The following is a 13,814-nucleotide window of genomic DNA, read 5'->3' on the forward strand; positions in this document are numbered from 1 at the left end:
TTATGAACGCTCAACAGATTGATCAGCTGATTGCCCAATATCCGATTGTTAAAGACCTTATCGCACTCAAAGAAGTGGCGTGGTTTAATCCCAATTTTACCTCACTGGTAGAAGGGCTGCCCTATGTCGGGTTGGACCAAAAAGATATTGATGATGCCAGTGCACGTTTGACACGCTTTGCACCCTATTTGATGAAAGCCTTTCCAGAAACAGCGGCATCTCAAGGTATTATAGAATCCGAACTGGCAGCGATTCCTCAAATGCAGCAACAGTTGGAACAGTATTTTGGACAATCGATCCATGGTCAATTATGGCTTAAAAAAGACAGTCATCTTCCTATATCGGGTTCAATTAAAGCCCGTGGTGGCATCTATGAAGTACTTTGTCATGCTGAAAAGCTTGCGATTCAAGCACAACGTTTAAACCTTGAAGATGATTATGCAAAACTGGATAGTCCAGAGTTTAAACAGTTTTTTAGTCAATACAGTATTGCGGTCGGTTCTACCGGAAATTTAGGCCTTTCTATTGGCATTATGAGTGCAAAATTAGGCTTTGATGTGACTGTGCATATGTCAGCAGATGCACGTCAATGGAAGAAAGATAAGTTGCGTGCGCACAATGTCACAGTAGTTGAATATGCTGAAGATTATGGTGTTGCCGTAGAACAAGGCAGAAAGGCAGCATTAGAAAATCCAAACTGCTTTTTTATCGATGATGAAAACTCACAAACCTTATTCTTAGGTTATGCAGTTGCTGGGCAACGTTTAAAACAGCAATTAGAACAAAAAAATATTTTGGTTGATCAACAACATCCTTTATTTGTTTATTTACCTTGTGGTGTTGGCGGAGGCCCCGGTGGCGTTGCATTTGGCTTAAAAATGGCCTTTGGTGACCATGTACATTGTATTTTTGCCGAGCCAACCCATTCACCGTGTATGTTACTCGGTGTTGCAACGGGTTTACATGATGAAATTTCAGTTCAAGATCTGGGTATAGACAATATCACCGCTGCTGATGGCCTCGCTGTTGGGCGAGCATCTGGCTTTGTGGGTCGAGCAATGCAAAGATTATTAGACGGTTTTTATACATTAACGGATGAAACCATGTATGTACTCTTGGGCATGCTCAATGATACAGAACAGCTTAAATTAGAACCTTCTGCGCTCGCGGGTATGCTTGGACCAATTTTGACCAATCAACATCAAAACTATGCCGCGCTACATCACTTTAGCCAACAGCAATTGGAAAATGCCAATCACATTGTCTGGGGGACTGGAGGAGGAATGGTTCCAGATGAAGAAATGGAAAAATACTTAACTCAAGCGAAAGCCTATAAAAAATAATCTGTATAGCCTTGATTCGCACAGGTCTTGATCTCATCAGAATCTGGGGCGGTAGCAGATAAATAAAGTGATTATCCTCTATCGCCCCAATTAAAGACTTGGGTCAGGATTTTCCCTATGGAATTAAACGATCCCACCATTGACCCGAAGGACTTGGGCATTGACCCAATTACTCGCCTCATTTACTGCGAAATCCAACACTGCGGCAATATCTTCTACAGTGCCTAAACGCTCTAAAGGTGCAGCTTTGCTCAACTGAGCAATCAATTCATCACTTTTGCCTTCAAGAAAAAGTTCAGTTGCCGTAGGCCCAGGTGCAATTGCATTTACCGTAATATTTTTTCCTCTTAACTCTTTGGCTAAAATAGCTGTTAAGGATTCAATAGCAGCTTTTGATGCAGTATAAACACCATAGGTTTCGAGTTTCATCCCCACCACACTGCTGGATAAATTAATAATTTTACCGCCCTTTTGCAGTCGCTTAGCAGCTTCACGCATGGTATATAAAGGGCCTTTAATATTAATTGCTAAAACTTGATCAATACTTTCATCGTCTAATTGTTCAATCTTACTTAATTTCAAAATCCCTGCATTGTTGATCAACACGTCCAATCGGCCATAGGTTTGAATTGCATAATCAAATAATGCAGTCACTTCATTGGAATGGCTGATGTTGGCTTTAAAGAGACTCGCTGTTCCGCCTAACGCTTGAATACTGCTCAAGACATGCTCCGCCTCTTTATCGTTACTGGCATAATTGATAATGATTTTATGGCCTTGCTGTGCCAATAAGCTGGCAGTAAATGCACCAATCCCGCGAGAAGCGCCTGTAATTAAAATCACTTTTTCTTGCTGTGTTTGACCTGTTGTATGCATCGTGATGACCTCATGGAATAAAATATACCTCTAATCGCTTCTATGATACTGTTCAGATAAAACCAGATAATCTAGTTAAACCTGACATCTTTATCCGAATAAATCGAACAATTGGAATGGCGTATGGATAAACTCAATGCAATGTCTGCTTTCGTCAATGTGGTTGAACAACAAAGTTTTACCAAAGCTGCGCAGATCTTAAATCTGCCACGCTCAACGCTGACCGATGCAATTAAACAATTAGAATTCCAACTCAATACGCGCTTATTGTTGCGTACCACTCGTCAGGTAAAAGCAACCGATGAAGGCCATATTTATTATGAGCGCTGCAAATATATCTTGGCTTATATCAATGAGTCTGATCATGATTTTCTTGATGCAAAACCTCAAGGGCCTTTAAAAATCGCAGTTCATGGTATTTTTGCTGCGCATTTTATTCTGCCAAAATTAAATGATTTTTTAACTGAGTTTCCACAGATACAGTTGCAACTCACCGAAAGCGACCGTTATGTAGATCTGATAAAAGAAGGCATTGATTGTGTCATTCGTATAGGTCAGCTCAATAATAGTGAATTAATTGTCAGGCATCTGGGCGATATTCAACAAGTGACATTAGCCAGTCCAAAATACTTAGAAAAATATGGCACACCACAACGCTTAGACGATCTGCAATCACATTTTATGGTCGGATTTTATTCTTCTGCTCGACAAAAGCCACTGCCGCTTGAGTTTCTGACAGGCAAGAAAACACAGTTTTTTGAGTTGCCGTTAAAGATTCAAGTCAATGGTGCAAATACCTATGCAGCAGCAGCCAAACAGCATTTGGGGATTATCCAAGCACCGCGTTATGGTTATTTATCTGAGCTAAAGCAAGGCACACTTTGTCAAATTTTAACTGACTATCCTGTTCCATCCCTGCCTATTTCTTTACTTTATCCATCAAAAACACTGGTTTCACCACGACAAAAAGTTTTTATCGAATGGATTGTACGATTGTTTCAGGATAATCCATTGCTTTGAAGTTTCAATCACGCTGCTTGATGGATATGATTAACTAGCGCTCTCTCGCATTGATCCCCATAGCATTTATACGCCAACACTCAATTCCTGACTCCAAGTTGAATCAGGTTGTTGATAAAGATGCCAACACATATTTTTAACCGAATCCATCAAGACAACATTCTGACTATCCCAACTTTCCAACATACAATAAGTGATATGAATGCCTTTAGGATGAAACTCTCTTGCCAAAGATTGTGCCAATGCCCGAATACTGGCAAACATACTCTGAGTTAAGCCATTATTTTCAGCGATCAGGTTGGGCTGTGTTCCTAGAAAGATCAAAGTTCCTTGTGGCTTTATCAACATCTGTCGAATAATCGCTTGGGCAATATTTACCGCAGCCAAACCAGTATTTTGCCAAAGCTGTTCGACCTGTTGGGCTGAAGCATCAGAATTCGACAATGATTTTGAAAAATCAGCTTGGAAAATACACAGTTCAATTGAATGCCCTGTTCGTTGAATATAGCCAACTAAATTTTTTAAAGCAGTCGGATTGATCAGATTCAAACGAACCCGCTTTAGACCTGAATCTTGTTGCTCAATCTTTAGATTGGTTTGCATAGGATCATGCTGAACTTGATATACAGGCATTGCCCTGTTATGTGCTTGATCCACAAAAAGCTGGCTGAGCGAGTGGGTTTCATTGCCAATAACAACAATACAGCCCTGTAGTTTGGATTTTTTTCTCAGCAATGGAGGAATTAAATTGTACATATTAGAATTTCTCCTGATAAGGACGTAAATCCAGCTCATGGGTCCATAAATCACGGTTTTGTTGATAAAGCACCCAATAATTCTCAGCAATTGCTTCGATATTTAATCCACCTGTGCCTCGTGTAAGTCTCAGTAAGCGTCCTAAACCAAATACCGCCTTATTGACACGATCACCATCGACCATGCCATCAACAATAATATGTGCAACATGGATATTTTGAGGCTTATATGTCTGGGCGAGATGCAGTGCGTAATTACGTAATGCAGATTTGCCCATGGTAAATGCTGCAAAAAAAGGTTTACCACGAAGAGATGCACTTGCCCCGGTAAAAATCAGTGTGCCATATTGCTGTTGTTCAAATATTTTTAAGGCTTGTTGTGACACTAAAAAAGCCGATAAAAAAGTAGAACGCCACATTTGAGTAAAAAACTGAAGTGAGGTCTTTAAAAAAATTGAGGGAATATTGCCCCCCACATTATGAATAACAGCGACGAGATGCTCCTTTTGCGCATTCCTCTCCGCAAAAAAAGTCTGCACTTGTTGTTCATTTTCAGCATCCAAAGCATGTGCTATGGCGTGTCCACCTTGCGCATTGATTGAATCAGCCACGGCTTGCACTTTCGCTAAAGTACGCCCCACAACATGTACTTTTAATTTTTCTTGAGCAAAACGACGACAAACTGCTGCTCCAATTCCTTGTTCAGCACCTACGCCCATAACAACCACACATGGAAGTGTTGCTATATTTTGAGATGTTGCATTCTGCGTATTCATAGCAAGTCGATCCATTGAGCAATAGAAGGATAAGCTTTAATTTTAGCGCCCCAAATTTTACTGGTGCGGACAATCTCTAAAAGCTGCGAACCAACCGCAATATCAGCAAGTGTTTTACCCTCGCCAACCAACCACCCTGTTTGCGCCAACACCAATTCGATACGCTCTAAATGACGAATAAATTCCGCCTCAATATCCTGCGTGGCCATACGACCTGTCCCCTGCATTTTAAGTTGCAGGTTTAATGTTGCTTTGAGCAAGGGTTTTAACAGATATATTTCATGTTTGGGGCGACCTTTTGCACTCATTTCAACCGCATGATCTAAGGCATCAGCATCACTGACACGAAAGTGCACCTCATAAAAATATAACAACTCGTCTGACCAATCTTCCCAAAGTTCAACATAGGCCTTTTGCAATGGATCAGCAGGATATAATCGTGGTAAGTCTGGATAAGCATCATCAAGATAACGTGCAATACGGGTACTGTCCTGAATACGTTGACCATCAATATCTAGAACAGGAACCTTGCCTGCTTTACTGAGCATTGGCACTTTTGCACCCAGTACACCGTTATAATCCACAGTCTGATAAGCAATCCCTTTAAATTGCAACATCCTGGCAACTTTTTGGCAAAAAGGTGAGATTTCCCATTGATGTAATACAACTGAATTCATTTTATATTCTCAGCTTAACGTTGGGTCGATTGATATTCGATAAACTACATCACAGGATCAGCACTTAATACTTCAAAGGCCTGCTTTTAAAGCCCTGATCCAAAAATTCTGGTTCAAAACCATGATGCATAAATAGAATCTTTCAACGACGGATGATCATATTGGTTGCTGTTGCATGTGCATACAATTTTCCTTCTTCATCTCGAAGATAGCCTTCTGAAATGACTAAGTTTTTCCCTACGTTGATGACTTTACCTTCAGCAATTAACTTTTTATTAAACGGCATTGGACGACACATTTTTATCGCAAGATCAGTGGTTCCATATCCCTCACCTGCAGCCAAGACGGTATGTGTAGCACACCCTGTCACTGAATCCAATATCGTTGCGGCAAAACCACCATGTACTCCACCCAATGGGTTGCTATGACGTTCATCCGCAATGGCCATAAATACAATGCGACCATATTCAACGTCTCCTACTTCCTCCATCCCCATGGTTTTTGCAATACCAGGCGCTGGCACCAGTCCTTTTTGGAATGCTTGCATAATTTCCAGACCAGTCATATTGAGTGGATTCATCACTATTTCCTATTTTGATAAATAAAATGCTTATTGGAGAAGGATTGATTGTTCAGGGGATAAGCCAATTTTTACTTTAGTTTGTGCGACAATTTCGGATTCATCGGTATCATTCGGATGAAAATCAAACTGATAATAAGAGAAAAATTGCGGTACCAGCTTACGATAGGCTTGCACTGTAAACCCAGCAAACTTAGTCCAAGACTTAAGGTTTAATAATTGTTTATCTCTCGACATTAACACCACTTGATATACATTAGAAAATAGCGTGATCAGCACAAGACTAAATGTAAAAATCGCCACACGAGGAATGTAGGCATCTAAGCCCTTACCATATAAATATTCATACATGTCATAAGCCACAGCCTTGTGCTCGGTTTCTTCAACACTGTGCCATAACCATAAATTGCGAATGGTGGTATCGGTCATTAACTCATTGACATTTTTCATCATCTCCACCACCAACACTGCGGTGTAATGCTCCAGACCGACTGTGACCAAGAGATTCCATTTTTTAGGAAAGGCACGTTCTACCGCTTTTAATATGATCCCCGTGGCTTTTTCTAAGGATTCAGGATCTAAACCATATTGTTGTGCACTGACATGAAAAGCATGATGTTCTTTAGAGTGCATGGCTTCTTGTCCAATAAAGGCTCCAATATCACGGTCTAATTGTGGGTTGTTTTTAATTTTTCCACGTAAAGCGCGCACTGAACGGACAAAGTAGGATTCACCTTCAGGAAAAAGCGTCGATAAACCTGTGAAGTAATGGGTAAAGGTTGGTTCGTCATTACACCAATACTTGGGCATATCCTGAAATTCATAATCCATACGACGTACTGGAAATGATGCAGGTGTTTTTTGCTTTGATTTTTCTTTCACCGCTGATATAGACATGGTTCACCTCAAGAATTTATCTTAAAATAACAAGTTCCAAAAAAGAACCTATGAAATTAAAATAATGATCCATGTTGATCTTGTCAATGATGTGAATACGTTGAAGCTTCAGGTTGTCCTTAAATGACAGTATCATTCCTATAAAGACAATCGATCTAAGCCAAAAACTTAAAAGCTGTTTTCATCCATCGCATTTTGACCTGATGCATGATTATTCATCCCATAAAAAGATAACCAATAAAATTAATAACTTAAAATAAAAAGTACTGAATAAATATCTTAGAGTTCAACAACAGTTCAAATTAAAATTAAACATCTCCCTCTCATCTCTCCATCAAAACTGATTAAGCTTTTCCAGTTTTATTTTCTATTTTTATCTGGATTTCTGTTTCGATTTCTAGCGCTATTGCCATGTCAATGATTTGTCATAAAGGTGACACCTTGCTGTCACAAGCGCTGTCTAATGTGTGGGCATCTTTATAATGGATGAAACACATGTTAAGAAAATCGAAACAATGGCTATCGTACATTTATATTTTCCCCATTTTACTGGCACTTACCGCTTGTAATGATTCAAATGATGATAAGACCACCACACAGCCTGATGGATCTAAAAAACCATTAATGCGTTGCGCACCATAAACATAAAAATACCAAAGGGAAATATTGTGATTAATCGTCGTCAATTTTTAGCAAATACACTTAAAACAAGTTTTGGTGCTGCTGCCTTATCTACATTTCCAGCCAGCATTCAAAAAGCATTGGCTATTCCTGCAAATAATAAAACAGGAACCATTCAGGATGTCGAACATGTGGTTATCCTGATGCAAGAAAACCGTTCATTTGACCATTATTTTGGTACATTAAAAGGCGTTCGTGGTTTTGCCGACCGCTTAACCATTCCTTTGCAAAATGATCGTACTGTATGGCAACAACAACGAAGTAACGGTGCCTTATTAACGCCTTTTCATTTAGATGGATCGAGTAATAATGCACAACGTGCACCCGGTACAAATCATACTTGGGTAGATAGCCAAAAAGCTTGGGACAACGGCCGTATGTCAAACTGGCCTACCCATAAAACTGATTATGCAATGGGTTATTTTAAAGAGCAGGAAATCCCTTATCAGTTTGCTTTAGCCAATGCTTTTACCATTTGCGATGCATATCACTGTTCAATGCACACAGGTACAGATGCCAACCGTTCATTTCATTTAACCGGCACCAATGGCGCAGTACCGACCAGTACTGCGTTTGTGAATAATGAATGGGACTGGATTGATGGTGATCCCCAAAACGTTGATATCGGCTACACATGGAAAACCTATGCTGAACGTTTAGAAGAGGCAGGTGTTAACTGGATTTGCTATCAAAACATGCCGGATGAATGGGGCGATAACATGCTCGGTGCATTCCGTACCTTCAAAAAAGCCAATATTGCTTCAGGCTATCCAGTTTCAAGTGGTGGTGCACCAAATAGTCCATACAATAATGCAGCGCAACCGTTACCTTATAAAGCTTATGATGCCACAACCGATAATGCTAAAAATCCACTATATAAAGGTATCGCAAACACCCTGCCCGGCAATAAACCCGAAGAGTTTTTAGATGCTTTTAAAAATGATATCAAAACAGGCAAGCTTCCCCAAGTATCTTGGATCAATGCACCTTCTATCTATTGTGAACATCCAGGTCCATCAAGCCCAGTACAAGGTTCTTGGTTTATTCAAGAAATCTTAGATGCTTTAACAGCAGTGCCAGAGGTTTGGAGTAAAACAGTTTTCTTGATCAATTTTGATGAAAATGATGGTTATTTTGACCATGTTCCGTCTCCATCAGCACCAACCTTACAAGCAGACAATACTTATGCTGGTAAATCCACACTCAGCCAAGCTGATATGCAGCATGAATATTATCTACATGACGCGCCACTAGGCAGCAGCAGCCAGCCTAAAAAAGACAATGGTGTTTATGGACCGGGCCCACGGGTACCACTCTTTGTAATTTCACCGTGGAGTCGTGGGGGTGTGGTTAACTCTCAAGTGTTTGATCATACGTCAGTATTAATGTTTCTAGAACAACGCTTTGGGGTAAAAGAAACAAATATCAGCCCTTATCGTCGTGCGATTTGTGGTGATTTAACCTCAGCATTTAATTTTAAAACCCCAAATGAAGATGTACTGCCAGAATTAAATGGTAAACAAACCCGTGAGCAAGCAGATCAACTTCGTTCAGCTCAGCAAAAGTTGCCCAATGTGCCAATTCCAACCAATTTACAACTTCCAATTCAAGCCAGTGGTATTCGCCCATCTAAAGCATTGCCTTATGAATTACATACCAGTGCACGTTGTCAAAATGATGGAACAGTTAAACTCTTGTTCTCGAATACAGGGACTCAAGGTGCAGTTTTTCATGTCTATGATAAATTAAATCTCAGCCGTGTCCCACGTCGTTACATAGTAGAAGCGGGTAAAACACTGGATGATGTTTGGAATGTGAAAAAGGATAATCAAGGCTTATACGATCTTTGGGTGATGGGACCAAATGGTTTTCATCGCCATTTCAAAGGTGATTTAAATCGTAATCAAACCCTGCAAATCAATCCTGAAATTCGAGTGTGTTATGATATTGCCAATGGTAATGTTTATTTAGACCTGACCAATACAGGCACGAAAGATGTTGAACTGGTCATTAGCCCAGTCGTCTATCGTAGTGACGCAGCGTTAAAAATCAGTGTAAAAGCAGGTCAAACATCAACACGACATTGGGAACTGAAAGATACATGGCAATGGTATGATTTTGCCGTAACTTGTACTCAGGACACTAAGTTTTATCGACGCTTTGCAGGACGCGTTGAAACAGGTGCAGATTCTGTCAGTGATCCAGCGATGGTTTAATATTTAAAGAATTTTGAATATTCATTTTTTTAGATTGTTAACACTGAATCAAAATTAACAGCACCCCAGCTTTATTTAAAACTGGGGTGCTTTTTTATAGTACTTACTTAGGAACAGGTCACCCCTTCCATCACCACAGCTTTATTGGCTTCTGTCGCAACAACAGAAGCAGCAATCGCTTCAACCACCTTACTCAATGACTGCCTTGAAACACTGACAATATCAACAATTTTATTGCCATCTGCACCAACTGCATCGGTAAATGCCATTCGACAACTGAGTTGTCGGTTCGGCAAAACTGCATTTTGTACACCTGTTGGCTGATTTAAGGGTCTGGCTGGGTCATCACGTTTAATAATCCAAGCAACTACCACCTCAATATCCCGATTCATCGCACCCATTAACGAACGTGTGTTGGAGTGTTCGATAATATCAAAGCGAGAAAAGTCGGTTGCAATACGGTAAGAGACTTTACCACCTGTCATACCACTGCTGTAACGATCGACAGCACCTAATTTCTGTTGCAAACCCGCAGACAAACCATCACGCAACTCTGCCCCCAACGTGGACGTCCAGCGTTCGTTATCCAATACATTAGATTTACCACTGCTGTCCTGTAAGACCAAAGGCGCCCTGTTTAAACGGTCGGGTAATCCCACTGGCAGGACTTCAATCACCCGTACATTTGAACTCACCAACGGTTTAACCGTTGGCGTCAAACTATAGTAGTTTGGTGTAGGCGAACTGGAACAGCCAGCTAAACCCACAATGGCCAGTAACAGAGCACAACCTGCTCGACTAGACTGCGGCAAATAAGACAAAAAATGTGAGCTATTTTTTTTATTTAGCATTCTTAACCTCAGGCGTTTTCCCACGAATGAGTGATTCAGGGTGTTGTTCAATATAGTCAGCCATTAACTGTAAAGATGCGGCAGCACGTGTCATTTGCTGTAAAGCACGACGTACATCCTGTTGCATTGGCGCATCACTGGATAGAATGGTTTCAGTAGAGCGCATGGTTTTACGTACATCATCCAAAGTCGCCTGTAGCCCTGGCGCAACTTTCCCATCCAACTGTTTCACCAATTTATCTGTAGAGCTAATCGCTGAATTCATATTATTGAGGGTTTTACGTACATCTTGCCCAATTTCCACCAATGGGAATTTATTCAGTTTATCTGCAATTTGCGATACTTGTGCTTGTAATCCCTTCAACTCGGTTGGTGTGGTTGGAACCTCAATCACACCATTTGATCTGATGATTAAGTTTGCTGGTTTTGCTTTAGGGAATAGATCAAAAGCGATATAGTTCTGCCCTGTCAGTAGATTTCCAGTGCGCATCTGAGCACGCCAGCCTCTTTCGATAAAGCGTTTAAAAATCACACCATCAGGATCAAGTTCTTTGCCATTGGCTAAACGAGATGGATAAATGACCCCCTCAGCCCGCATCCGAATCTGAGTATAATTTGCATCAAACTCCGCATTAATCGACTGAATATTACCAATTTCAATCCCCATAAAGTCAATCGGTGCACCTGCCGACAAGCCACGTAAAGACTGATCAAAATACATAATGATACGATGTGGATTTCCATCTGGCTCTTTCAAAGCTTCAGTACGAGAATCCCATAAATTAAAACGACTTTGATCCGAAGCAACAGCAGCATGTGAATTCTCAGGATAACCGAAAGCAATCCCGCCAGCGATAATACTCACCAGAGACTGGGTATCTAGTTTAAATCCTGATGCACTTAAGCTGACATCGACACCACTGGCCTGCCAGAAACGCGCATCTGTGGTCACAAACTTATCATAAGGTGCTTGAATAAAGGTCTGTAACTCAACACTCTTACCATCTTTGGCCAACTGATAAGCCGTGATTTGACCCACATTGATCTGACGATAATAAATAGGAGAACCAATATCCAGTGAGCCTAAGTTATTGGCTTTGAGGAAAAAGATTTTACCCGGTACATCTGATGAGATGACTGGAGGAACTTCTAAGCCAGTGAACTCATCCTGTTTTTGTTCTGCCTTACCGCCATCAACCTCAATATAAGCACCCGACAATAAGGTATCAATTCCGGAGACGCCACTGGCACCAATGCGTGGGCGAACCACCCAGAAGCGTGAGTCTTTTGCAGCAAAATTACTGGCATCCTTACGCAGTTCAATTTTGGCAATGACATGTGAATGATCATCAGCAAGATCAATTTGGCGAACAAGACCGATATCCACTTGTTTAAAACGAACAGTCGTCTTACCTGCAACCAGCCCTTCAGCCGTTCTAAAAGCAACATTAATGGTCGGACCAGTATCTAATACCGCTTTGACTGCCAACGACAGACCTATCAACAAGGCAATAAACGGAATCAGCCAGATCAACGATGGTCGCCAGCGTCCTTTATTTTTCTCAGGTTCAGGCAAAATCTGCTGCGTTTCATCTACAGCATGAGGATCCTGATGATCTGAGCTTTCGTTATTGGTTTTATTTTCAGACATACACACCCATCATTGTTTTATTGACTGGAATTAGATAAATCATGATTCAAGGGAGCATGATCCACGTGAATCACATCTGCGCCTTGCAGGAAAAGCCCGTTCTTGTTGCGCGTATTCTGGGCAGCAGAATAATTATCCCAAATAATACGCGGGTCAAAACTCAGTGAAGCAAACATGGTTAAAACCACCACTGCACCAAAAGCAACCGCGCCCGGCCCAGCGAGAATAGTTGCCAGTGATTGAATCTGAATCAAGGCGGTCAATAAAGCCACCACAAAAACATCAATCATCGACCATCGACCGATAAACTCAACAATCCGATAAAGCATTGAGCAATGCTCAGGTGAAAAATGCAAACGTTTAGAAGACTGCATTTTTACTGCAATCAACAGAAAACACAGAATCAAAAGTTTTAACATGGGAATAAAGATACTGGCCATAAAAATAACAGCAGATACCAAATAATCCCCATTCTGCCAAAAATAGATCACACCACTCATGATCGTATCTTGCTGACTGCCTAACAAAGAATCTGTCACGGTCATCGGGAGTACATTGGCTGGAATATATAAAATACTCGCCGCGATCACCAAAGCAAGGGTTCTGTCTAAGCTCTTTGGTTTACGTTGATGCAGCACACTATGACATTTCAAGCAATGTGAAGCGTGTTTTGTTTCAGCCTCTGGAAGCTGTTTATTGAGCGTTCCACAGCAATGACAAAGCACCAAAGACAAATCTTTGGCTCTTGGGTATTGCAACGAATTTTTATTGTCTGTATTCGCTGAGTATTTTGAAAAATTAGCCTGAGACTCTTCAGTTTTCATGAGAGTCTCCTGTCGATCTCATCCCAAAGATCTTTGACTTTTACTGAGGCAATATAAACCAGCAACACACTCAGTATGGAGAATCCCCATAATGCAACACCCGGAATCACCACAACCATCCCGACCAGTTTAACCAAGGTGACCAATACCCCAATCAAAAATACTTCAACCATTCCCCATGTTCTAAATAAAAACAGGGTACGAAATGCTGCAACTAAATAGCGAGGCCGAACTTTAAAAAAATGAACTGATGAAAGGACATAGAACAGCAGCAATAAATCCAATAGAGGTACCACGAAAGTCGTGATAAGAATCAGCACACCTACGGGCCCTTGCCCTGCATGAAACATTGCCCATGAAGCACCCAGTAATGTTGTCTGGGAATCATTACCCTGCAATTCCACCTTAACAATCGGAAAACTATTGGCAATCACAAATACGATCAGTGCTGTTGTTACCATTGCCAGTAAGACACTAAATGGTTTGCTTTGCCGATAAAGCTCAGCACCACAACAGAGACAATAAGCACGCTCACCTTGGGTCAACTGAATTCGATGATAGAGCGTGTCACATTCCTCACAGGCAACCAGCGTTTGCGGTGCAATATCACCATATTGAATCAATGCATGCTGATTCATAGGGGTAGAAACTGGCGGACAGGAGGACG

The 13,814-nt window shown here is 41.0% G+C and carries 14 protein-coding genes; 4 read left to right on the forward strand and 10 right to left on the reverse strand.

From position 1 onward, the window contains the following. The first annotated feature begins 2 nt into the window (after nt 1–2). Nucleotides 3–1,343 carry a D-serine ammonia-lyase gene (gene dsdA, locus AC07WY_RS08380; protein WP_494736136.1) on the forward strand — a complete coding sequence of 447 codons (1,341 nt, stop codon included), beginning with the start codon at nt 3–5 and terminating at the stop codon, nt 1,341–1,343. A 123-nt stretch (nt 1,344–1,466) separates the two neighbouring features. Here the strand turns inward: dsdA and AC07WY_RS08385 are convergent, their stop codons facing one another. Then, nucleotides 1,467–2,219, reverse strand: coding sequence for an SDR family oxidoreductase (locus tag AC07WY_RS08385; protein WP_419336372.1), 753 nt, complete (start codon nt 2,217–2,219; stop codon nt 1,467–1,469). Between the two features lie 123 nt (nt 2,220–2,342). Between AC07WY_RS08385 and AC07WY_RS08390 the strand changes: the two genes are divergently transcribed. Next, nucleotides 2,343–3,239, forward strand: coding sequence for a LysR family transcriptional regulator (locus AC07WY_RS08390; protein WP_494736137.1), 897 nt, complete (start codon nt 2,343–2,345; stop codon nt 3,237–3,239). A gap of 66 nt (nt 3,240–3,305) precedes the next feature. On the opposite strand, the gene AC07WY_RS08395 is transcribed toward AC07WY_RS08390, so the two are convergent. The 5 genes from AC07WY_RS08395 to AC07WY_RS08415 all read right to left on the reverse strand — a co-directional run bounded on the left by AC07WY_RS08395 (nt 3,306) and on the right by AC07WY_RS08415 (nt 6,924). Beyond that, entirely contained in the window at nt 3,306–3,995 is a 690-nt protein-coding gene (locus AC07WY_RS08395) for a Rossmann-fold NAD(P)-binding domain-containing protein (protein WP_262086727.1), read from the reverse strand. A 1-nt stretch (nt 3,996) separates the two neighbouring features. Further along, nucleotides 3,997–4,770 (reverse strand): SDR family NAD(P)-dependent oxidoreductase, encoded by a 774-nt coding sequence (locus AC07WY_RS08400; RefSeq protein WP_494736138.1) that lies wholly within the window; start codon nt 4,768–4,770, stop codon nt 3,997–3,999. Next, nucleotides 4,767–5,447: a glutathione S-transferase family protein gene (locus AC07WY_RS08405; protein ID WP_262086729.1), complete on the reverse strand. Its 681-nt coding sequence runs from the start codon at nt 5,445–5,447 to the stop codon at nt 4,767–4,769. The genes AC07WY_RS08400 and AC07WY_RS08405 overlap by 4 nt, the downstream gene beginning before the upstream one ends. Nucleotides 5,448–5,589: 142 nt before the next feature. Then, nucleotides 5,590–6,027, reverse strand: a complete 438-nt coding sequence (locus tag AC07WY_RS08410; RefSeq protein ID WP_004717695.1) for a PaaI family thioesterase — start codon at nt 6,025–6,027, stop codon at nt 5,590–5,592. A 30-nt stretch (nt 6,028–6,057) separates the two neighbouring features. Next, nucleotides 6,058–6,924 carry a metal-dependent hydrolase gene (locus AC07WY_RS08415; protein ID WP_262086731.1) on the reverse strand — a complete coding sequence of 289 codons (867 nt, stop codon included), beginning with the start codon at nt 6,922–6,924 and terminating at the stop codon, nt 6,058–6,060. Between the two features lie 495 nt (nt 6,925–7,419). On the opposite strand from AC07WY_RS08415, the gene AC07WY_RS08420 reads away from it, so the two are divergent. Together AC07WY_RS08420 and AC07WY_RS08425 are read left to right on the forward strand one after the other, a co-directional pair. After that, nucleotides 7,420–7,566, forward strand: a complete 147-nt coding sequence (locus AC07WY_RS08420) for a hypothetical protein (protein ID WP_262086732.1) — start codon at nt 7,420–7,422, stop codon at nt 7,564–7,566. Between the two features lie 26 nt (nt 7,567–7,592). Then, nucleotides 7,593–9,821: a phosphocholine-specific phospholipase C gene (locus AC07WY_RS08425; RefSeq protein ID WP_494736139.1), complete on the forward strand. Its 2,229-nt coding sequence runs from the start codon at nt 7,593–7,595 to the stop codon at nt 9,819–9,821. Nucleotides 9,822–9,928: 107 nt separating this feature from the next. On the opposite strand, the gene AC07WY_RS08430 is transcribed toward AC07WY_RS08425, so the two are convergent. Genes AC07WY_RS08430 through AC07WY_RS08445 form a run of 4 tightly spaced genes read right to left on the reverse strand, consistent with a single transcriptional unit; the run spans nt 9,929 to nt 13,785 of the window. After that, complete coding sequence (locus AC07WY_RS08430; protein ID WP_494736140.1) at nt 9,929–10,672, reverse strand: PqiC family protein; 744 nt, start codon at nt 10,670–10,672, stop codon at nt 9,929–9,931. Further along, on the reverse strand, nt 10,662–12,329 hold the full coding sequence (locus AC07WY_RS08435; RefSeq protein WP_167468956.1) for a PqiB family protein: 1,668 nt from the start codon (nt 12,327–12,329) through the stop codon (nt 10,662–10,664). Before AC07WY_RS08435 ends, AC07WY_RS08430 begins: the two co-directional genes overlap by 11 nt. An 11-nt stretch (nt 12,330–12,340) precedes the next feature. After that, nucleotides 12,341–13,147, reverse strand: a complete 807-nt coding sequence (locus AC07WY_RS08440) for a paraquat-inducible protein A (RefSeq protein ID WP_494736141.1) — start codon at nt 13,145–13,147, stop codon at nt 12,341–12,343. After that, entirely contained in the window at nt 13,144–13,785 is a 642-nt protein-coding gene (locus tag AC07WY_RS08445; protein ID WP_494736238.1) for a paraquat-inducible protein A, read from the reverse strand. Before AC07WY_RS08445 ends, AC07WY_RS08440 begins: the two co-directional genes overlap by 4 nt. Nucleotides 13,786–13,814 lie beyond the last annotated feature (29 nt).

Source organism: Acinetobacter sp. GW821-FHT01C12 (assembly GCF_059422625.1).